The organism is Xanthomonas axonopodis (genome assembly GCF_001304695.1).
Classification (GTDB): Bacteria; Pseudomonadota; Gammaproteobacteria; order Xanthomonadales; family Xanthomonadaceae; genus Xanthomonas; species Xanthomonas axonopodis.
Map to the genome: position 1 here is coordinate 1 of NZ_JFAQ01000064.1, position 20,341 is coordinate 20,341.

Here is a 20,341-nt window from a genome sequence, read left to right on the forward strand (position 1 = left end):
CCTCGGCGTCACCGAACGTCAGTTGCATGGATGCCTCCTCACTCCGAACAGATAGTGTCTCGCATTTGTGGTGCGTTGTTCAGAGGTTCCCTAACGCATCGGCGGGGCTACCGTCTGAAGCAGTTGAAGATCCCAGGTGCCTGGTGCACGCGCGCACGATGTGGAGCGACACATGGCGATTCCCGTTCGCGCGGGCCAGCGAACAGCTGTGCATCAAGCAAGCGCTGACCTTCCGCCTGCCTCTACCGATCGCCTCCTCATCGGAGAACCAACTTGCTGAGCGCGCACATCGTTTTTTCTTCGAGGAAACTCGCGTGAGAGACGCCCTGCTTGCGGCTGCACGCGCAATAAAAGTGAGCTTGGTCTTTTTGGGTTCGGTGCTGTCGTCGTGCGTCGCCGCGACGATTCTGAGCGGCTTCCTCATCGCGCTTATTATGGCAATGTCGGGCAGTGGTGGGGCGGCACCCAAATTTTTTCTGTATTACTGTTTTTTTGCATTCGGCATTAGCTCACCTCTCTTTCTTATTTTTGGCGTCCCCACGCTGCATTTTGTTCCTGGCCTGAAGCATGCACATCCCTATGTCGCGGCAGTCGCTGGAGCAGCAATTGTGGGAGGGCGGTCTCAACTTGCAAGCGCAACACGTGATTTGAAAGCCTGTATCTCAACATCCATTACTTCAGCTGGCGTTTTCCAGCCCAATGTCTGGCGTGGGCGCGTGTTCATCAGCCAGGCTACGTGGTTGAGGTATTCCTGGCTTGCCACGGACAAGTCCACGCCCTTGGGCAGGAACTGGCGTAGCAGGCCGTTGGTGTTCTCATTGCTCCCACGCTGCCAAGGCGCATGCGGATCTGCGAACCAGACATCCATATCCAGCCTGGCCATCAACGCCGCATAGCACGTCATCTCCGTGCCGCGGTCATAGGTCATGCTCGAACGCATCGCGGCGGGGAACTTCTTCAGTTGGCGGCTGAAGCCTTCCAGCGCGGCCTCTGCCGTACAGCCATCCATCTTGCACAGGATCACAAAGCGGGTTTTCCGCTCGACCAGCGTGCCCACGCACGACCGATTGAATGCGCCCTTGATCAGGTCGCCCTCCCAATGCCCTGGAACCAGGCGTTGCTGCACTTCCTCGGGGCGATGGGCAATGCGTAGCTCCCCCGGCACCCAGCTGCGCTTGGCGGCGGTCGTGCGACGGCGTCCGCGCGTGGGCTTGCTCTGGCGCAGGGCCTCCACCAGTTCCTTCTTCAGCCCAGCACGGGGATGGGCGTAGATGCTGGCGTAGATAGTTTCGTGGCTGACGCGTTGGGCAGAATCATCCGGGTGCATGGAACGCATGCTTGGCAGCAATCTGCTGGGGCGACCAGCGATATAGCACCAGGTCGTCACGAATGCTCTGGAACAAAGCGCTGCCCTCAACCATCTTGTGCCTGCGACACTGTTCCTGCGGCGTTGCCGATAACGCTGGGCTGCAAGGGTGGCAGCATAAGCAGGCTCCTGTTGCCGGCCCAGCTCTCGGCACATCGTCGATGCACTGCGGCCGAGGCGTCTGGCAATAGATCGCATGCTCGCGCCGTTGCTGATCTCAATCTGGAGCACGGCGCGCTCCTCAGAACTCAAGTGACTGTACTGCTTTCCCATGCGTGCACCCTACTTGACTGCGGGGTGTTGCACTTGGAAGTTGAGTCTAAGGAGGCTTCTGTCTCCTCCTGCGCTTGATGCACGATTCTTCAGGGCCATTCGACTCATTGGCGTCCCCGGCCTCATTTGTCGCTTGCCCGGTACTTTGGGCCGCAATTGCAAGCTGCGTCTATCAACGCATTAAACAACTGACATTTACCGCGTGACTGCAGCGCACCGAGGGCGATTCTAGGCGCAAGAGCGATAGAAGACGCGCCAACCCACAGGACGCCCTATCGACGAATAGCTTGGAATTCCCCGGACATACGATAGCGGTCTGCTTTGCTACGCTTGGTCACCAGCCGCCAAGCGCCAGCTGATTCGCTTTGGGGCTGCACTCCCGCCATACGTTACAAGCAGATCGGCCGTATCGATCGCCGCTCACACGGTGACAGACCAATGACCGACATCAAATTCACCGACGGCGAACGGGCGGCGATCACCCGCAAGATCCAGCTGTATTTCACCGAAGAACTCAAGCAGGAGATTGGGCGGTTCGATGCCGAGTTCCTGCTCGATTTTTTTGCCGAGGAAGTCGGCGCGTATTTCTACAACCGCGGTGTCTATGATGCGCAAGCCATCATTGCCGGCAAGCTGGAAGATCTGGGTGAGGAGGTCTGTCAGCTGGAGCGTCCCACCGATTTCAAGAAGTGATGGGGTGAGCTGAGTCACTGCGCTACCGCGCCGAGCACGCAGGAGAATGTGCCCGGCGCAGAGGGAGCACGCATGATCAGTGGTCGGATGCGTGCCTTGCGATCTACATCATTGGCACGCGGCTGTGCGTGCGCCGTTGGATACCGGCTCCCACACATAGTCTTCCACTGCTTTGCCTTCATTGATCTGGTGGCGCGGTTGGCGCTGCAGGCAGGGACCAAAGGCATTGGAGGGCGGCACGATCCGTTGGGTGGCGTCGATAACGACCTGGCGGAAGCGGATGACTTCGGCATCGCCCAGTTCGGCCGGCCGCGCACGGCGAGGTCGCCTGCACGAACACGTTGACCCCTTCCGCATACCAGGGCTCCACTGCATTGGTGAGCTGGCCCACCCACTGGTGCCCCATCTCGTGAAAGATGGTGCTTTGCACGCTATGCAGATCCTGCCCTGGCGAAAACACTTGCTTACCGTGATCAGGCCGCTACCGCCCGCCAAGCGTGCGGTGCCGGTTTCGTACGAGGCCACCGGCAACGCGCGGATCAACAGATCATAGCGCGGCGACCGGATCGATTGCGCAGCACCAGGTAGGCGCACGCAGTGCACGGAATTGACAGGGACCACGCATACGTTCCCGTTCCTGCGCGCCGTCCATGCCCACGTGCTCAACGGATCGCTACTCGCGAGCTTTCGTTAGCCGCGCTTGGTACAGCCTCCAACACTGTTGCGCACGCTCACTTGCCAGCGATGCGCCAGCAGTGCCCACCCATGCGACGTGCCGGCATCGTTCCGGCACGCTACGCGCTCGCTTGTCCATCCATATGCAAGCGGCAAGAACAATGCTGCCTGCAGCGTCGTCACGGCGACTCGAATGCGCCCAGATCCGGGGCGCGCCCGTTGAAGACCTCGCCACTCGCGGCACCGGCGTCGATCAGCGCGCTACCCGGCACCAGCGTGGCGAAGGTATCACCGGCAGATCGCCGTTGGCTTGCCGCGGACGGGTAAGCTGGCGATCGTCCAGACTGACGAAGTCGCGGGCAAACGGTGTGAGCGGGATGCTGAAAGAGTTGCGAACGATGTCGTTGGCCGTACCGGTGCCGAGGTTGGCGATTTCGCTGCGCGCCCCGTAGCCCAGGTTGTTGGCCAGCGTGTGATAGTAGCCGGCCACGTCGGTGCGGTTGTCGGCCAGCGTGGAGAGCATGTCGTAGTTGGAGCGTGCATTACTGATGGCCGTATTGCTGATCCACTCCTGGCCGCCGATCTGGTGATTGGCATAAAAGCCGTTGGCGCGATTGGCCACCGCCAGATTGAAGCGAATCACATGGCGCGGCACCGGTTGCGGGTAGACGCTGCCATTGCGCCCGAAGCCACCGGCCTTGAAGCCATTGCCGTCCCCGAGCGGCGTCATGTCGGTATCGAAGCCATGATGGAAGGCCCAGTTGTGCTGCAGGGTTACCGCCGCCCACGCGTTGATCAGGTCGAAGCCATCGTCGCTGTTGAACCAGGCGCGGCTACCTTCGATCACGTTGCCGGTGCTGCCCGCCGCGGTGGGATGCGCGCCGAAGCCATCGATATTGCCGTGGGAAAAACTGTGCAAGCCTTTGTTGTCGTAGGCATCGACATTGCACACGCGGTTATTGCTACCTGCCACCAGATACCAGCCGATCGCTTGCCCGTCGTGGATGGCCAGACGCTCGAACAGGTTGCCGTTGCCGCCTTGCACACGAAACGCTTCCGATTGGGTCAGACGGTCGGCAATGGTTATACGCACGCCAATCACCTCGAAGCCGCGGAACACGCAGCTGTCGGCACCGATGCGAAACGCGGTTACCCGGCGGTCTGCCGGCGTTACTGCTGAGAAATCGAAGATCGGGCGTTCATTGGCGACATTGACGTAGCTGATGCCGTCCTTGGTGATGTCGTTGACGATGCCGTAATTGCGATCGGTCACGCTCACGTTCGCGTTACCCAGGCGATAAGTGCCACCACGCAGGTACACCGTATCCCCACTGGCTGCCGCGGCCTGCGCGGCCATCACGATAGCGAACGGCAATGCGCGCGTGCCGGTATTGCTGTCCGACCCGGTAGGCGAGACGTACCAGTCGGCGGCGCGGGCCAGCGACGGCAGCGTGCCGAGTGCAAGCGCGAGCGCGAGCGTTGCCCCCCACACGGCGGTGTGTGGTGTGCATCAAGCGATTTCCCCGGTGTGGTTGGTGAGTGATGGAGCGGCGCTGCGCATGTGGCGGCCGGGCTGACGGCAGTGGTGAAGGCCTGCCATTGCGCCGCGCAAGCTAGCCGCGCGGCGCGGCGCGGCCGACACCACCCTCCGGCTCGGTTATCGCAACCCTTCTTCCGATATGCACGCGCGTGATGATCGAAGTGTGCGTTGGCCAGCACTTGACCAATCGGGCGTGCGCGGTAAGTCTCGGGCATTGGCGTGCGGCACTGGCCACGCACGCATCGATCGGAGAGACCACACGTGGACCGTCGTACCCCGCGTGGCCGCCAAACCGTTACCGGTTCCTGCAAACCTCAAGCACCTCTTTGCACGGCGGCATTGGCCCGGCAACGCGCGTTTATCCGCAGCAGCACGCTGCACGCCGTTGCATCATCGACAGCTGCTTCTCCATCGGCTGCGCTCGGCAAGCCGATGATTCAACTCGCCACCGACATCCGCCGCCACACCCGGCAATGATTGTTCGCCGGCAATGCGACATCGGCGATTAACTGCAACCCCACCGATGCCGCCAAGGCATCCACCGCTTCGGCATCGCGAAGACCCGAGGCAGGGTCGCGCTCGCGCAGCATGGTGTCGAAGGCGCGATTGCTGTCGCTAGTAAATTGCCCGTTGCGGTTGAATGGCCCGTAGATCGCCAGCACCACATCGGGCGCCATCACCGCCGGCAAGCCGGAAAACAAGGCCTGCACCTGCGGCCAGCCCATGATGTGCAAGGTATTGGCGCTGTAGATCGCATCGAAGCCACGCTGGCCGTCACGCAGCACGGGCAAGCTGGGCGGTGGTGCAAGCCCGGGCGTGGGCGTCAGCACGGCCTGCAGCGGAATCGGTGGTGGCGTGTTCGGCAGTGCCGCCTCGTCCAGCCATTGCCGCATGCCGGCAAGATGCTCGAGGTGATCGCTGGCCTGCCACTGCAACCACGGCATTGCCGCAGCGAAATGCACTGCGTGTTGCCCGGTGCCCGCACCGATTTCCAGCACCTGCTGCCGGTCTGCAAAAGGCGTGTGCAGTACCTCAAGAATCGGGTCACGGTTGCGCGCGGACGCTGGCGAAAACGGTTTGGTCATTATCGGCATCTGTCGTGGTTGCGGCGATTATCGCGCGCAAGCATTGCTTGGCGGCAACCATCCGGTGAACAGGATGCCGCTGCCGTATGACCGCAGCGCGTTGCGGTGGCACGCGTCGCCCGTGGCTGCGACACCGACTGCACGATGACCTCGCAGCCTTCCTGAGGCTCGCATGCGGCGGTACGCATTACCGCGGCGGCGGCAAGGCCTCATACGCACGCCGCACCGCATCTTCGCCGAAGCGGCGCTCCAGCCGACGCACGATGAAATGTCCGCGCGCCATCGCCTGGAAGTGACGCATGAACACGGTATTGAGCGTGGCCCCGCTGACCGCGCCCACCAGCGGCACTGCCTGCACGGCGAGCTTTTCGCCCACATTGACCGAAAACTTCGCCGCGATGCGCGAGACCAGCGAGACCAGTGCCGGTGCACCCTTGCTGGCGAAGCCGTGCGCGGCCACGTAGCTGGCCGCCGCGCTCAGTTGCTGCGCCATCGCCGCACGTACCGCGAAATAGCCCGATTCGGTGCCGTTGTCGCTGGCGCTGCGGCCGCCATGCGCCAGCACTTCCAGGCACGCCAACGCGGTTTCCGGGTCGTGCAGGTATTCGCCTTCGGCACGGGCGATATCGGCGATGGAGCGCAGCATCACCGTGGTGGTCACCGGCAACTCCACCATCAAGCCCGGCAGGCCGAAAAATCCGCCTGCGCCACCGGAAACCGCCACCGCCAAGGTATGCCGCGTCGTGGATGCCGGTTGCTGCGCATCGGTCTTGCCGCGCAGGCTCAGCAACGCCGATTTCATCGCCACCTGCAACGCGCGACGGGTCACGCCGTCGATGCTGCGGGTCACCACCTTGGGAAGCCGCTTGGTGATCAGGCTCTCGATCGGCGCGCCCAACGCATTGGCCAGTTGCGCTGCCACGCCGGGGTTTTCCAGCAATGCATGGGCCGTGGCCAGATCGCGCTGCGCGGCAGCGTCCATCACCGGTATCGGAAGCGTTGTCATGCCTGCTCATCATGGTTGGGACGTGGCCGATGATACCGAGCGCGATGTGAGTGCCGCACAAGCGAACTGGACCCGGTTGGGCTAGCGGCGCAATTGGCTGTTAAAATGCGGCAATCATCGGCGTCCAAGCAGCGAATGCTTACAAGATGAATTGCGAGATCCGCCACAGCATCGTCATTGCCGCCGTGCCGGAAGTAGTCTGCGCTGCGTTGTCCGAGCCCAGGCAGCTTGCGCGTTGGTGGACCCATGAAGTGAGCCAGGCCGACAATCTGTTGCGCCTGGACTGGAGCCGGCAGGGCTGGCGTGTGGAACTGAGCATCGACGAAAGCGCCGATCATCAACTGGTGTGCTGGCGCTGCCACGATTCCAACATGCTCGACACCGACGCCTGGAAAGGCACGGTCATGCGCTTTGAACTGCGCTCCATCAGCCAGGGCACGCAGGTGGACTTCGTGCAATCCGGCTATCGCGATTCGCCGTGCAAGGAGGCCTGCGCGCGCGGCTGGCGTTTCTTTCTCGGCAGCAGCCTCAAACGCTATGTGGAAACCGGCGAAGGCACGCCGTCGGCCGATATGCGCATGCCCGAGTTGCCAGAGCACAACCCGCACACCGCGCGTTGAGGCGTCAGCAGCGAGCCGCAGCATCGTTCAACGCGCGGCGTCGATCACGGGCGACAGCGTGCCGACCTGAAACCCTGGCCACGTGTCCACCCATCACCTGCGTGACGAACAAGAACAGCTCACAAGGTTGGGACGCAGACCGCCAAGCGGTCGCTCGCGACGGTGTGTTAGGCCTTAAGCCGTCATCTTCGAGGTTCCGGCCGTCGTCCCACCTTCAAGTTGGAGCGATGCGCAGCGCCATCGCCGGCATCGCGTCTGGCGTCAGGCCACCGGTTGCTGCCACAGCACGACACGCGCCTGGCGCCACAGACGCATGCCGTGCGAATCGCCGATAACTCACGCCGTGCGTGATTGGCCCATCGACGCTGGGGTGGTAACCGGCAACTGCGCATCCACCGTCATCGGACTGTCGGCCTGCAACAGGGCGCGCGCTTCGGCGTCGCTGGCCACCGCCGGCGGCGAGCCGCGTAGCGGCAATCCTGCGGTTTCGCGCACGAACAGCATGGTCAGCAAGCCGATCGCCGCCGCACCCATCAGGTAATACGCCGGCACCAGCGGGGCGCCGCTGCGCTCTACCAACCAGGCAGTGACCAACGGCGTGGTGCCGCCGAACAACGACACCGAAACGTTGAAGGCGATCGACAACGCGCTGTAGCGCACCGGCGTGTAGAACAGCGCCGGCAAGGTGGACGGCATCGAACTGGTGAAGCACACCAAGGCCAGGCCAAGCAGCATCAGCCCGGCGAAGATCAACCCATCGTGGCCGCTGCCGATCAGCAACAGGCACGGGATCGCCAACGCAAACAGTGCGATGCAGGCACCGATGATCATCGGCCGCCGGCCCAGCTTGTCGCTGAACATGCCGCCGACAATGTTGAGCGGCATCATCACCAGCATCACCAGGATGATCAGCAACAAGCCCTTGCTCTCGGCATAGCCCATCGTGACGCTGAGATAGCTGGGCATGTAGGTCAGCAGCATGTAGTCGGTGACGTTGAACACCAGCACCAGGCCCACGCACTTGAGCAGTTGTGGCCAGTGCAGGCGCAGCAAGGGCATCAGGCCCTGGCCGGCGGTTTCGCGCTCGCGCTGTTCCGATTGCTCGGTATAGGCGCGAAAAGCCGGGGTTTCTTCCAGTTTCATGCGCATGTACAGGCCCAGAGCACCCCAACGGCCCGGCGATCAGGAACGGCACGCGCCAGCCCCAATCGAGCATCTGCGCCGGAGTCACGCTCATGTGCAAGACGGTCACGGTGGCGGCGCCGGCGATGTAGCCGCCCAGCGTGCCGAACTCCAGCCAGTTGCCCATCAGGCCGCGATTGCGGTCGGTAGCGTATTCGGCAATGAAGGTGGCCGCGCCACCGTATTCGCCGCCGGTGGAAAACCCCTACAGCAAGCGCGCCAGCAACAGCAGTGCAGGCGCCCATAAGCCAATGCGCTCGTAGGCGGGAATCAGTCCAATACTGAAGGTGCCCAGCGCCATCAGAATCATCGTGGCGGCCAGGACTCTCTGGCGCCCGTACCGGTCACCGAGCGGGCCGAAGACCATGCCGCCGATCGGCCGTACCAGAAAGGCCACGGTGAAGGTGGCGAAGGTAGCGATCAATTGTGCGGTGGGGTTACTTGCCGGGAAGAACACCTGGCCCAGCGTCACCGCCAGATAGCCGTCGTACACGCCGAAGTCGAACCACTCCATCGCATTGCCGAGCGCCGCAGCGCCGACGGCCTTGCGCAGCATGCTGCAGTCCACCACGGTAACGTCCTCCAGTTGCAGCTGACGGCGGCGTTTGAACCAGCCAAAGTGCGAACGCATCGCGCGGGCATCGTGCATCTATGGTCTCCATAAGGTGCGCCTGGGATGTCTCGCCGGGCGCAGGTCGTCGCTGCCCGCTCGCCCTGGCAACGCACAGGACACGGCACATCACGCAAGCACGGCAGCGCATTGCACTGGATGACACCGGAGGCATTCCCGGACGGCCGCGCGGATTCAACGACGCTGCGGGACAGACGACCAAGGGATGGGCATTGCCCAAGGGCTTGATCAGCGCGCTATGGTACTACAGCCGGCCGATGGATGCAGGCGCGACTGCACAAAGCGCGAGAAAACGCCTTGTTTTCTGGTCGATTCGTCTGCATTGGTGAGCGATGCGCAAACGCCCGTTCGCTCTACGTGCGCAGCCGCTGCGACGATGTCGCGCACGCCTCGCTTTACGCAGCGCCTGAAGCAGCACAACGCATCAGCTGCCTGCTTCTTACAGAGAATTAAGAACTGCTGCGCCTGCGTCAGGCGACCGCTCGCCACCTTTCTTTGGCCCATCTCAGTCTGTGCAAGCGCATCTCAAGGCGATGCGTTACCGCGCATCAGGCTGCATCCAGCACCGACAACAGGTCTTGCAGATCCTCACGCGTTTGCGGTCTGACGGCACGCGCCAGTTCCTGCCCATCGCGCAGCAGGATGATGGTGGGCCACAATTTGACACGAAAAGAGCGGCCTAGCGCCCGCCCTTTTCCATCTTCGATCTTGCGGTAGTCGATCGCTTCGTATCCGCCCAACAGCTTTTGCAACAGCGGTTGTGCGACAATGCAGTGGCCGCACCAGTCGGTACCGAATTCCAGAACCTGCAAACCGGTCTTTGCCTCCACCGCGCTGCGTTCCGGCGCCTGGGTGGCATACTCGCGAACGAACCCCATCGTCTGGATGCTCCGCTCGATTACGACAAGGCGCGCTGGATATCTTCCAGCGGCAGGTTGGTCAGATCCTTGGCCAGATCGCCCACCAGGCGCTGCTGGGTTTCCTTGTGCAGCAACGGGCGCACGCGGCCCAGCGTGGTCGGGTCGGCCACCAGCACCAGATGCGTGTATTCGTGCTTCAACGCGCCATCGTTCAAGGCATGCGAGAGCTGCTTGGCGAAGGTCATTTCGTCCAGGTCTGTTTCGATGAGGTCTTGCGGTGCCTTGCCGGCCGGGCCATCGTCATCGACGTTCTGTGCGTCGGTGCGCGCGTGCTGGCGCAGCACGACCTTGGCTTCGTTGCCGGTATTGGTAAACCAGCGGGCTTCGCCGCCGTCGGCCACCACTACCAAGGCACCCTGAGGAATTTGCAGACTCATCCGATTTTTCCTGGTCGATGTTGACGCTGCAAGTGCAGCGCACGTCGGCCTCAACCTAGGCGAGAAGATGTAAGGATTTCGCCTAGCCGGTGTCAGCATCGCGTTAGTGCTGCGCATCCAATTGCGTCGGCGGCAGCTCCAGATGCTTGCTGAAAAACGCGCAATGACGCGTAGCGCCTGCTGGCTTTCCGGGGCAGGGTGTCGGTGAGATGGAAGGCGTGTCCCAGCCCGTCCCAGACATGCAGATCCGACTCGCGGCCCAGGTCTACCAGGCGCGCATGCGTGTACGCGGCCGTGCTGAGCCCGGCAGCACGCGTGGCAGTGATCAGCAGCGTAGGGGGAAACTGGCGCAGCACCGCGTCGGAGAACACCGGCGACACCAGCGGGTCACGGAAGTCCACGTCCTGGCCGTAGTACAGGTCTTCCATGATCGGCAGCGCGCTCTGCTTGTCGGGCAGCAAGGCGTCGTTCACCGCGGCAACCACGCTGCGTGAATCGCCGCGATAACGTGCATCGCCTGCAGCGCACAACATGGCCGCCGCGGCAGGCATCGGCGGGCGCTCCTTGGCAAACCAGGCCAGCGACTCGCCAGTGAGCATGCCGCCGGCAGAACAGCCAAACAGGCCGATGCGCTGTGGTGGGTAGCGCTCGAGTGCAGCGCGATACACCGCGGCCACATCCTCGCTGGCAGCCAGGAAACGGTGCTCCGGGCCCAACCGGTAATCCACCGCCACCACAGTCATGCCGGTCATCGCCGCCACCGGGATGGCCTCCATCAATCCGAAGGAGGCCGCGCTGCCCAGCACGAACCCGCCGCCGTGCAATTCGATCAACAACCGTTCGGCGTGTGCCGAGGTGCGGGCGCGCGGCTCCACTCGCAACACCGGCACCCCATTCCACTGCTCGGGCGTGATCTCCACCGCATAGCGCGTGCGCATCTTCGCAATCACGCCGACGGCCCAGCGTTCGGTATCGGCGCGGAGGCCGGGCAGTTGTTTCAGTACCGTGGCGTTGTCGGCCTTGGCCAGCGGATCGGGCCGCGCGACTTCGGCGGCCGCGTGCGCGCGTGCTGCCGGGCTCAGGTATTCCGAGACCGGCAGGTCGAATGCACTGACATGGCGCACACCCTCGTCCGTGGTTGCGGTTGCTGCTTGCGGCGCTGCTGCGTTCGCTTCGAATGCAGATGCACTACAGACCAATGCAAGCGCGAGTCATCCCTTTTTTTTTGCCAGTCACGTGTCATGCAGTGCCCTCCCAGGCGCTTGGAGCCGAGGAGGATAGCCTGCGTTCGGCAGCGTTCGAGCAAGCGCGCTGCATCGCCTGACACCGGGCGGGGCATCAGCCCAGATAGGGGCGCTCGCTGGCAAACAACAACTGCTGGGCACCACGCCGCCATGCCTCCGGGCAGCGCTGGCCCAGCAGTACGGCCGCCATCGTGTAGGCCAGGCCGCGGCCGACCAGGCTGACGCCGCTCAACGCCGCTTCGGCCTGCTGCTGGCTGCTGCCGGCCTGCACTGCGTCGAAGAACCGCGCGATGTAGGCGCCATCTTCGCCGGTGCCCTGCAGGTTTGCCGGGCGCAACGCATCGGTTTGCCAGCCCTGGCGCGCAGCCAGTGCCAAGGCGCTCGGTGCAGTGATCGGGTCGAGCCCGGCGCGCTCGGGGAGCACGCGCCCGCTGCAGCAATGCGGCGCTGGCGCCACGGGACGCGGCCGCGAGCCGGACGATGCGCGCCTGCACGTCGGCATCGGCGGCCGCCTCTGTCACTGCCGTGTCCAGTTGCCCGTGGGCCAGGGCGTAATAGCTGTGGTACGGCGTGCCCTGGGGGCGCTCACCGCCCTCCAGTGCCACGATCGATGCCAGTGATGGCGACTGCTGCGCCATGCCCGGCAGGTCCGTCGCCAGGCCACGGTAACGCTGCAAACGCGCCAGCAACGGCAGCACCTCATCGGCCAGTGCCGGCGTGCGTGCAGCCTGTTCGTACAGCGCTTGAGCTTGCGGCAGATGCAGCTGGCCGACCTGCACGGCCGCTGCAGCGCGCTGCAGCCAAGGGTCGTTCGGCCCAGCGTGCCTGTGCGGCGACAAACGCCTGGTCGCGCTCGGGCGTATCGCTGCGGCAGCGGATCGCCGCGTACTGCAACGCAGAGGCGTCCGGATGCGCCTGCGCAGCGGCAGTCTGCTGCCGGCACACCTGCACCCGTTGCTCGGGCGTGGCGATGTCCTGCTGCATCCGCAGCGCCACCACGTCGTGCGGGTTGCGCTGCAGGCGCTCGGCCACAAGCGCAGGCACGGCCTGTGGCGCGGCGCAATTGCTCCATCCACTGCTCAAGGTACGCCGAGTCCGCATCGTCCCAGCGCGCGTGCGCGGTGATCAGCGCCAGATCGCGCTCCGGGCCCAGCTCGCCCAGCAGCTCGTGTGGCGAACGCCCGGACACGGCCGTCAGCACGTCGCGGTACTGGCCGCCCTTGCCGCTGACCTTCTGCGGCGGCTCGCTGAAGATGTCCTGCGCCTGGGTGCGTTCCCAGCGTGTGGTGCTCAGGCTGCGCGTGGTGTCTTCGCTGGCCGAGCCGTAGCTGGCGCGCCAGTTCAGCAGCAGCGCGGCACCGGCCACGTTGTAGGCGAACTGGCCACCGTGGCCGCCACTGGGCGCATCGAAGCTTTCGATCGTCGCGCCGTTGGCCGTGCGGGTTTCCACGTGATGGGTCGAACGCTCGGACAGGCGAAATACATGGCGGTCATTGGCCGGGATGGTGGCCGACTGCCCGTCGATGGCCACCGTCACGGTCTGCTGCAAACCGTTGTAGGCGACCACTTCGGCCATGCCCACCGCACCGCCGGCCCACAACACGCCAGCCACGATCGATGCGGCCACCGCCACCCGCGCCACCGACGGAAACACGCCGTCGGCAGCCAGAAAGCGCTGCCACAGGTTCTGCCGCAGATCGCGTTGACGCATCTCGCCCGGCAGGCGGGTCGGGTAGTCGGTCGGCGCCGCCACGGGGGTATCGTCGGTCGGCGACGTGTCGCCGTTGCGCAGTCGCCCGGCCACGGCGTTTTCTGCACGCAGCAACTCTTCCAGGCTGGCATCGCGCAACGCGCCCAGGGCGTCCAGGGTGACTTGCACCCAGCTGCCGGCTGCCTTCATCCAGGCATTGATGTTGTCGTCGTCGGCCTCGACCAGGCCGAATTCCGGCAGGCACTGCGACCACTGCGGCTTGCCCAGGGCCTGCGCCAACGGCGCGTTCAACTGCACCTGCCCGGCTTGCGCATACACCTGACCCAGCGCGCGTTGCACCTGATTGCAGGCCGCCACCAGCTTGCGCAATTCCTTGTCCGAAACGCGGCCATCGGCGATCACGCTATGGAAGGTCTGCAGGTACAGCAGGTTGACGTCTTCCAGATCGGCGATGGTGTGGTCGGTGTAATGCAGCACTGCCAGATACCCGCGCAGCAGCGCCGGCCAGCCGCCGCCAATACGGTTGGCCGCCGCCATGTGCACGCTGCGGCAACGCTGATCGTGGCCGCTGACGCGTGCACGCAGCACCCGCAGTTCGTCGTCGAGGTCGGCGATCACCGCCGGTAGCTGCGTGCGCGACAAGTGTGGTGCCAGTCACCACCCCGCCGGCCGCACGCAACCCGCCATCCATCAAGCCTTGCAAGGTGGCGCGTTGGCGCTCGCGCTCGCGCAGCTGTTCGATCGCCTGGCCATCGTCGGGCAGGTAAAGGCCGTCCAACGCCTGCAGCAGATCGCCGGACGGCAGCGGCGTGGCATACAGCCGGCCAGCGTGCGCGCCGTGCGCGTGCACGCGCGACCCAGGTATAGCCCCCGGTAGCGCCGCGACAAGGAAAGTGCGGCGAATTCGCTGTCCAGCTGCGCCAGCGAGACGGCAGTGTCCACGCAGGTGGGCGCCTGGCCGTCGAACATGCCCAGCGAAATGCGCTCATGCAGCGCCTGGGCGTCGTGCAGCAGCTCCATGGCAGGGCGCGCATCGATGGGGCAGGCGATGTAGCGACGCTTGAGATTTTCCTCGCGCGCGGCACTGGGCGGATGCGTGGCCCACATCTGCGAGGGCTGTGCGATGTCGCTATGAAACAGCCGGTGCAGTTGCGCTGCATCGGTCGGCACCGCCGGCACCGCCCCATGGGCGGGGTCGTTCAACACCACGCGCATGTGTTCGATGATGCGCGACTGGATGGCGAACAGATCCTTGACCGGGCGGTCCTGGGCGAACTCACGGGCGGCAAAGCGCAACGCGCTGGAAGCCGTCGCATGCCCGCGGCGCGATCGCCTCAGCGCCGCTGTAAGGCCGTCATTCTCGCGTGGCGGCGCGCTCGGCCTGTACCTGCTGCACCGCCTGCATGGCCGAGCGGGTCAATGGCGTGGGCAAGGCATCGAGTGCGAACCAGCCGAGTTCCAGCAGCACCTGCGGTTCGCGCAGCATCGCCTGTTCCGGGCCCTGGATGCCGGCCAGGTACACCGGCGCCACCCAGTGCTGCGGCGGGTCCATGTCCGGCTCGAAGTGGCTGACTACGCAGAGCACGCGTTGCGGGTGCACCTGCAGGCCGGTTTCTTCGAGCACTTCGCGCACCACCGTGGCTTCTACGGTTTCCATCCAGTCCACCTTGCCACCGGGCAGCCCCCAATGGCCTTGCTCGGGCGCACGCCCGCGCAGCACCAGCAGCAAGCGGCCGTCGGCCCGCTGGATGAAGGCACCGCAGCCAACGCGCGGGCGTAACTCGGAAGACATCGGCATCAGCAAGGCTCGCAGGCTCTGGCGCACCAGTGTCCTCGATGTGGCGGCTGCGGGGAATGCGGGCCGGCATGTGCGATCGCCACGCGCCTGGGTGTTCGAGGAGCGCCACGCAGGAAGCAACGGCCGCGGCGCGCAGATGCGGATGCATGCGCCTATCGCAGTATGGCAGTACGGGTGTGCGATTACATCGCCTTAGCACACCGCATCGTCTGGGATGGCGCCAGCGAGCCGCTGCGCATCCCCGAAGAACATGCACCTGCCGAAATCGTGCAGCTCTGGAAGCAGGGCACGCTGTAGCGCAGGCTTACTCGGCCGCGTCGCCTGCAAGCATTGTTCCAGGCCCACGCGCACGTGCAACGTACGGCATACACCTTGTGCACAAACGAAGACACCGCGCAATGCGCGGTGTCTATCGGTCAGCGAATGTGGTCCAACTGCGGATGCCTGCACCCTTTAAGCTGCCTAGATGCTCCAAGGCTGCACAGTTGGTAGCGCATAGTAGCGTGCACGGCGTTAGCGCCACGTGCAGCGCAGCGGTCACTCTGAAGACACGCCCCCCACCCATTGCTGCAGCGCAGCGCCGTCGGCGCACGGCAAGGTGCGCCTGGTTCTCCGGATGCGCTTCCACCAGATGCGCCAACAGCATCAACGAGTCCTGCCAGCCCCGCTAGCAGGCATGCAGCGGAATCTGCGCTGGAATGCCTTTCTGCACCACGTGCAGATCGGTGCCACACGGCAGCGTATGCAACTGCGCTGTCGTGCCATGGTGCCGGGCAGCGACGGGGCGTCGAATGCATCGTCGTAGCGCAGCAACGCATCAGGTCAGCTCGCCGTAGGTGCCACCGAACGCATGCCGTTCGCCGTTGGCCAGTGGCAAAGGCCATGCGGAAGAAGGGACCGCCGACATGCGCATGTAAATGCTCCACGGTGCAGGTGAAGCCATTGAGCGGCAGCCACTTTGCTACCGCATCGGCTTGAAGGAAGGCGCGATAGATCCGCTCGGGGCTGGCATGTATCACGCGGTGAAGCGTGACGGTAGACATCAGCACTCGCTTGGGCAGAGAACGTTGCTGCATGCTGGCGGTGAACGAACCGTTGCACACAGGCAGGCGATTGCCCGCCTGCATCAACGCCTTGCCCAGGCAGCGATCGCTCGGCGACGTATCGGTAGGCCGCACACGTGTGCGATGCATTGCCAGGGACGACAACGCGCGTGTGGTGCCTTGCACGTGCAAACCGGTGCACCCCGCCAACACATCGGCACACTTACGACACACGCTTGCATTGCCGCCGCGACCGGCGTCGCGGATAGTCGCCGCACTGGTCAGACGCGTTTTCCATGATGCTCGTACCTGTGTTGCTGCGCGTCGCCTGCTAGGGAACCTCTGAACGATGCCTCCCAGAGGCGCGACACGATCCGCTCACGTTGAGCAGTGATCCATGCAACTGACGTTCGGTGACGCCGAGGGCCTGGGCAAGCGCAAGCAGACCCGCGGCGAGATCTTCCTGGCCGAGATGGTCGGTTCCGTAGCGATCCACGAACTCGGTCAGCGACAATCCCGGCTGAAACTGCACGATGTTGATCCCCATCTCCCACCTCCGTTGCCTTCAGCTGGGGCCATTGTCCAACCGCCTCGTCGCAAATCCCGCAACTACGACTGAGCGATGGGGCTAATCAGGAAAAGGTTTACCGCTTGGACGAACAGGCCAAGTTGAGATACGCAAACGCCGCAAGACCAAGCGTCCGGTCAACGAAGGCCAGAAACTGGTGACGGCCTGCAGGCCAAAGGCGACCTGGAGCATGGACTTCGTCTTCGATGCGCTGGCCAATGGCCGCCGCATCAAGTGCCTGGCTGTGGTCGATGACTTCACCCGCGAGAGCGTGGACGTTGCGGTTGACCACAGCATCGGCGGCGCCTATGGGGTGCGTCTGCTGGACCAGGCGGCCTATCCACGTGTCGTGCGGACCGACAATGGCCCCGAGTTCACCAGCCACGCCTTTATCGCCTGGGCGCAACGGCACGGCATCGAACACATCCTGATCGAGCCGGGGGCACCAACGCAGAACGCCTACATCGAAAGCTTCAACGGCAAGTTCCGCGACGAGTGCCTCAATGAGCACTGGTTCACGTCGTTGCCACAGGCACGGGACGTGGCGAATGCGTGGCGACGCCACTACAACACGATCAGGCCGCACAGCCGTTGTGGCCGCATCCCGCCGGCACCGCCGCCAACTACCGCGCACAACAAGCCAACAACGCAGCACCTTTCAACCCCGGGCGTTGTCAGTAACAACTGGTACGCCGCGTGGGGGCTGGTCAGTATCGCGCAGGATTTCCACCAGCGTGCCCTGCTGCAGGTCGTGCGCCACATGGAAGCGCCGCACCTGCGCGATGCCCAGGCCAAGCCGGATGCCGGCCAGATAGCTTTTGGTACCGGTGACGCTGAGCGGACTGGGCAATGCGAAGGTGCGTAGCCCCTGCGCAGTCTGGAACTCCAGTGGCGTGACCACGCCAGTGGTGATCGAACGCAAGCCGACCATGCGGTGTTGGTCCAGCGCTTCCAGCTGCGCAGGCATGCCGAAACGTTGCAGGTAGTGCGGCGTGGCGCAGGTGAGGCGTTCGAGCATGGTCACGCGGCGTGCAACCCGTTCGCTGTCGCGCAGCGGGCCATAAGCGCAGCACGCAGTCGATGCCTTCTTCCACCAGATCCACCCAGCGGTCGCTCTCGCTCATCACCAGCTGGATCTGCGGGTAGTGCGCAAACAACGCCGGCAAGCCGGGCAGCAGGAAGTGCCGCGCCAGCGTGCCCTGCACTTCCACCCGCACAGCCCCTTGGGTGCCACGCCGCGGAAGCCGCCTTCGGCGTCGTCTACGTCGTCGAGGATGCGCATGCAGCGTTGATGGAAGAGCTCGCCATCGAGCGTGGGCATACCACGCGCGTGGTGCGCTGTAACAGGCGCACGCCCAGACGCGCTTCCATCTCGGCAATTACCTTGGTGGCGGTGGAGCGCTGAATTTCCATGTCGTTGGCCGCTGCAGTGAAGCTGCGCCGCTCCACGATCCGCACGAACAGCCGCATGGCGTCGAACCGATCCATGGCGCTCCTTGCCCACTGTTCGGGCGCTGGAAACAGTGCTGTGCAGTTTAGAGCGGCTAACAAAACTACTGCGCAGCCGCCAGGCGGGCGCGGCCGGTGCTCGGAATCCTCATGTACCCCTCGTACACTCCGGTTCCTGTGCGCCGTCCACGCCCACCTGACGACCGCTCGCTACGTTTTGTTAGCCACTCTTAGTGTGATTATCGGCGTGATTGCATTGGATAGTTTTCCGCAACGCCGCAGCCCGCGGCATAACGGAAGAACCTGCATGACTCAGCAGCAGAAAGTGGCATTGGTGACCGGGGCCTCGCGCGGGATTGGCGCCGCCATCGCGCAGCGATTGGCTGGCGATGGCTTTGCCGTCGGGCTCAACTACGCCGGCCATGCGGATGAGGCCGATCAACAGGTCCGCAGCATCGAAGCGGCTGGTGGCCGCGCGATCAGTATGCAGGCCGATGTCAGCGACCCGGTCGCCGTCGAGCGCCTGTTTGTCGCCGCCGATGCTGCATTCGGCGGCGTGGATGTGCTGGTCAACAACGCCAGCATCATGCAGCTGGCCACCCTGGCCGACAGCGACGACGCCTTGTTCGACAAACACATCGCGATCAATCTGAAAGGCACCTTCAACACGCTGCGCCAGGCCGCACGACGGCTGCGCAATGGGGGCCGCATCGTCAACCTGTCCACCAGCGTGGTCGGCCTGAAGCTGGAAACCTACGGGGTATATGCGGCCACCAAGGCGGCGGTGGAAACGCTGACGGCGATCCTGTCCAAGGAATTGCGCGGGCGTGCCATCACCGTCAACGCGGTGGCGCCTGGCCCGACCGGCACGGCGCTTTTCCTGGACGGCAAGTCGCCGGAGTTGATCGAACGCTTGTCCAAGGCCAACCCGCTGGAACGCCTTGGCTGCCCGGAAGACATCGCGGCGGCGGTGGCGTTCCTGGTCGACCCCGATGGCGGCTGGATCAATGGCCAGGTGCTGCGCGCCAACGGCGGCATGGTCTGACTCGCTGTGGCGCGCGGCAGTTTGCACGCTGCTGGTTTTCCCTTTCAAGGACCGATGACATGAGCAAACGCATTCTGGTCACTGGCGCGTCCAGCGGCTTTGGCCGATTGGCCGCGCAAGCGCTGGCCGCGGCCGGCCACACCGTCTACGCCTCCATGCGCGATACCGCCGGGCGTAATGCCGGCGGCGTGGCGCAGGCGATGGCGGAATTGGCGGGCAAGCAGCAGCTGGCCTTGCACGCGCTAGAGCTGGACGTGCAATCGCAGGCCTCGGCCGACGCGGCGGTGGCGTCCATCGTGGCGCAGGCTGGTGGGCTGGACGTGGTGGTGCACAACGCCGGGCACATGGTGTTCGGCCCGGCCGAAGCGTTCACCGCCGAACAGCTGGCGCAGGTCTGCGACATCAACGTGCTGGGCACCCAGCGGTTCAACCGCGCGGCATTGCCGCAATTGCGGGCACAGCAGCAGGGCCTGTTGGTGTGGGTGTCCAGCAGCAGCTCGGCAGGCGGCACACCGCCGTATCTGGGCCCCTATTTCGCGGCAAAGGCGGCGATGGATGCCTTGGCGGTGCAGTACGCACGCGAGTTGGCGCGCTGGGGCATCGAGACCTCGATCATCGTGCCGGGTGCCTTCACCAAGGGCACCAACCAGTTTGCCCATGCCGGTACGCCGGACGATGCGGCGCGCGCCGCTGCGTACGAGGCCGGCCCCTATGCAGGCTTTGGCGAACAGGTGCAGCAGGCGTTTGCGCGCCTGGTGCCCGAAGACGCCGACGTGGCCGAGGTGGCACAGGCGATCGTGCAGGTGGTGAACGCACCGTTCGGCAAGCGGCCGTTCCGGGTGCATATCGAACCGGCGGGCGATGGCGCAGATGTAGGCTTTACGGTCCTCGATCGCCTGCGCGCAGAGATGCTGCAGCGGGTGGGATTGGGCGACCTGTTGGCACCGCGCGTGGTGGAATGATGGGATGCAGCAGGCGCTTGGAGTGCCTGCCGGCGATAGAGCGGCTACCAGGACGTGGCGAGCAGTCGTCAGCTGGCTGTGGACGGCGCACTCACAACCGGAGTGTCGGCGTGGTGGATGCCGCACCCAACACCGGCCGCGCCCGCCTGGCGG

The 20,341-nt window shown here is 64.5% G+C and carries 14 protein-coding genes, 1 other RNA gene and 6 pseudogenes; 7 read left to right on the forward strand and 14 right to left on the reverse strand.

Annotation, left to right across the window (positions count from 1 at the left end; all coding sequences use genetic code 11):
• Positions 1-622: 622 nt before the first annotated feature.
• The gene (locus XAXN_RS06775) at positions 623-1,639 is read right to left on the reverse strand and encodes an IS30 family transposase (RefSeq protein WP_241148158.1); all 1,017 of its coding nucleotides are present in this window, start codon (positions 1,637-1,639) and stop codon (positions 623-625) included.
• 438 nt (positions 1,640-2,077) lie between these two features.
• On the opposite strand from XAXN_RS06775, the gene XAXN_RS06780 reads away from it, so the two are divergent.
• Complete coding sequence (locus XAXN_RS06780; RefSeq protein WP_042820926.1) at positions 2,078-2,332, forward strand: DUF2164 domain-containing protein; 255 nt, start codon at positions 2,078-2,080, stop codon at positions 2,330-2,332.
• Between the two features lie 108 nt (positions 2,333-2,440).
• Here XAXN_RS06780 and XAXN_RS20810 read toward each other — a convergent pair whose 3' ends face one another.
• From XAXN_RS20810 to XAXN_RS06795, 4 genes are all read right to left on the reverse strand, one after another.
• Positions 2,441-2,689 carry a hypothetical protein gene (locus tag XAXN_RS20810; protein WP_134984847.1) on the reverse strand — a complete coding sequence of 83 codons (249 nt, stop codon included), beginning with the start codon at positions 2,687-2,689 and terminating at the stop codon, positions 2,441-2,443.
• 571 nt (positions 2,690-3,260) lie between these two features.
• The gene (locus XAXN_RS06785; RefSeq protein ID WP_241148157.1) at positions 3,261-4,499 is read right to left on the reverse strand and encodes a right-handed parallel beta-helix repeat-containing protein; all 1,239 of its coding nucleotides are present in this window, start codon (positions 4,497-4,499) and stop codon (positions 3,261-3,263) included.
• A gap of 485 nt (positions 4,500-4,984) precedes the next feature.
• Positions 4,985-5,641: a DUF938 domain-containing protein gene (locus tag XAXN_RS06790; protein WP_151425149.1), complete on the reverse strand. Its 657-nt coding sequence runs from the start codon at positions 5,639-5,641 to the stop codon at positions 4,985-4,987.
• A gap of 178 nt (positions 5,642-5,819) precedes the next feature.
• Complete coding sequence (locus tag XAXN_RS06795; protein WP_054318985.1) at positions 5,820-6,614, reverse strand: EcsC family protein; 795 nt, start codon at positions 6,612-6,614, stop codon at positions 5,820-5,822.
• A gap of 170 nt (positions 6,615-6,784) precedes the next feature.
• Between XAXN_RS06795 and XAXN_RS06800 the strand changes: the two genes are divergently transcribed.
• Positions 6,785-7,258 carry an SRPBCC family protein gene (locus XAXN_RS06800; RefSeq protein WP_054318986.1) on the forward strand — a complete coding sequence of 158 codons (474 nt, stop codon included), beginning with the start codon at positions 6,785-6,787 and terminating at the stop codon, positions 7,256-7,258.
• Between the two features lie 336 nt (positions 7,259-7,594).
• On the opposite strand, the pseudogene proP reads toward XAXN_RS06800, so the two are convergent.
• The 6 genes and pseudogenes from proP to XAXN_RS06840 form a co-directional block, all read right to left on the reverse strand.
• Positions 7,595-9,089, reverse strand: a pseudogene (proP, locus tag XAXN_RS06805) (glycine betaine/L-proline transporter ProP).
• Positions 9,090-9,619: 530 nt separating this feature from the next.
• On the reverse strand, positions 9,620-9,949 hold the full coding sequence (locus XAXN_RS06810) for a thioredoxin family protein (protein WP_054318987.1): 330 nt from the start codon (positions 9,947-9,949) through the stop codon (positions 9,620-9,622).
• 20 nt (positions 9,950-9,969) lie between these two features.
• Positions 9,970-10,368, reverse strand: a complete 399-nt coding sequence (locus tag XAXN_RS06815; RefSeq protein WP_054318988.1) for a host attachment family protein — start codon at positions 10,366-10,368, stop codon at positions 9,970-9,972.
• 103 nt (positions 10,369-10,471) lie between these two features.
• A pseudogene (locus XAXN_RS06820) lies at positions 10,472-11,567 on the reverse strand (alpha/beta hydrolase fold domain-containing protein).
• Positions 11,568-11,706: 139 nt separating this feature from the next.
• Positions 11,707-14,682 (reverse strand): annotated as a pseudogene (locus XAXN_RS20820) (Zn-dependent protease with chaperone function); the annotation flags it as partial.
• Entirely contained in the window at positions 14,678-15,148 is a 471-nt protein-coding gene (locus tag XAXN_RS06840; RefSeq protein ID WP_054318992.1) for an NUDIX domain-containing protein, read from the reverse strand. The pseudogene XAXN_RS20820 and the gene XAXN_RS06840, both read right to left, overlap by 5 nt.
• Here XAXN_RS06840 and XAXN_RS23610 point away from each other — a divergent pair.
• Positions 15,140-15,418, forward strand: coding sequence for a protealysin inhibitor emfourin (locus XAXN_RS23610; RefSeq protein ID WP_425511797.1), 279 nt, complete (start codon positions 15,140-15,142; stop codon positions 15,416-15,418). The two genes, XAXN_RS06840 and XAXN_RS23610, sit on opposite strands and share 9 nt — an antisense overlap.
• A gap of 310 nt (positions 15,419-15,728) precedes the next feature.
• Here the strand turns inward: XAXN_RS23610 and XAXN_RS06850 are convergent.
• Both XAXN_RS06850 and XAXN_RS06855 read right to left on the reverse strand, forming a co-directional pair.
• Positions 15,729-16,197, reverse strand: a pseudogene (locus XAXN_RS06850) (SRPBCC family protein); the annotation flags it as partial.
• Between the two features lie 298 nt (positions 16,198-16,495).
• Positions 16,496-16,711 carry a hypothetical protein gene (locus tag XAXN_RS06855; protein ID WP_054318993.1) on the reverse strand — a complete coding sequence of 72 codons (216 nt, stop codon included), beginning with the start codon at positions 16,709-16,711 and terminating at the stop codon, positions 16,496-16,498.
• Between the two features lie 71 nt (positions 16,712-16,782).
• Here XAXN_RS06855 and XAXN_RS20825 point away from each other — a divergent pair.
• Positions 16,783-17,413: pseudogene (locus tag XAXN_RS20825) on the forward strand (IS3 family transposase); the annotation flags it as partial.
• Here XAXN_RS20825 and XAXN_RS06865 read toward each other — a convergent pair.
• A pseudogene (locus XAXN_RS06865) lies at positions 17,397-18,220 on the reverse strand (LysR family transcriptional regulator); the annotation flags it as partial. The pseudogenes XAXN_RS20825 and XAXN_RS06865 overlap by 17 nt on opposite strands.
• Before the next feature lie 111 nt (positions 18,221-18,331).
• Between XAXN_RS06865 and XAXN_RS20830 the strand changes: the two are divergent.
• From XAXN_RS20830 to XAXN_RS06875, 3 genes are all read left to right on the forward strand, one after another.
• A non-coding RNA gene (locus XAXN_RS20830) (sX9 sRNA) lies at positions 18,332-18,407 on the forward strand.
• An 81-nt stretch (positions 18,408-18,488) separates the two neighbouring features.
• On the forward strand, positions 18,489-19,226 hold the full coding sequence (locus XAXN_RS06870; RefSeq protein WP_054318995.1) for an SDR family oxidoreductase: 738 nt from the start codon (positions 18,489-18,491) through the stop codon (positions 19,224-19,226).
• Positions 19,227-19,285: 59 nt separating this feature from the next.
• Positions 19,286-20,188: an SDR family NAD(P)-dependent oxidoreductase gene (locus XAXN_RS06875; protein ID WP_054318996.1), complete on the forward strand. Its 903-nt coding sequence runs from the start codon at positions 19,286-19,288 to the stop codon at positions 20,186-20,188.
• Positions 20,189-20,341: the final 153 nt, after the last annotated feature.

Bases quoted from the DNA above. Each gene is read 5' to 3' on its own strand.
- XAXN_RS20810 (WP_134984847.1), bottom strand. From the start codon at position 2,689: ATGCGGAAGGGGTCAACGTGTTCGTGCAGGCGACCTCGCCGTGCGCGG.
- XAXN_RS06815 (WP_054318988.1), bottom strand. From the start codon at position 10,368: ATGAGTCTGCAAATTCCTCAGGGTGCCTTGGTAGTGGTGGCCGACGGC.
- XAXN_RS06775 (WP_241148158.1), bottom strand. From the start codon at position 1,639: ATGGGAAAGCAGTACAGTCACTTGAGTTCTGAGGAGCGCGCCGTGCTC.
- XAXN_RS06810 (WP_054318987.1), bottom strand. From the start codon at position 9,949: ATGGGGTTCGTTCGCGAGTATGCCACCCAGGCGCCGGAACGCAGCGCG.
- XAXN_RS06875 (WP_054318996.1), top strand. From the start codon at position 19,286: ATGAGCAAACGCATTCTGGTCACTGGCGCGTCCAGCGGCTTTGGCCGA.
- XAXN_RS06855 (WP_054318993.1), bottom strand. From the start codon at position 16,711: ATGGGGATCAACATCGTGCAGTTTCAGCCGGGATTGTCGCTGACCGAG.
- XAXN_RS06790 (WP_151425149.1), bottom strand. From the start codon at position 5,641: ATGCCGATAATGACCAAACCGTTTTCGCCAGCGTCCGCGCGCAACCGT.
- XAXN_RS06870 (WP_054318995.1), top strand. From the start codon at position 18,489: ATGACTCAGCAGCAGAAAGTGGCATTGGTGACCGGGGCCTCGCGCGGG.
- XAXN_RS06800 (WP_054318986.1), top strand. From the start codon at position 6,785: ATGAATTGCGAGATCCGCCACAGCATCGTCATTGCCGCCGTGCCGGAA.
- XAXN_RS06795 (WP_054318985.1), bottom strand. From the start codon at position 6,614: ATGGACGCTGCCGCGCAGCGCGATCTGGCCACGGCCCATGCATTGCTG.
- XAXN_RS06780 (WP_042820926.1), top strand. From the start codon at position 2,078: ATGACCGACATCAAATTCACCGACGGCGAACGGGCGGCGATCACCCGC.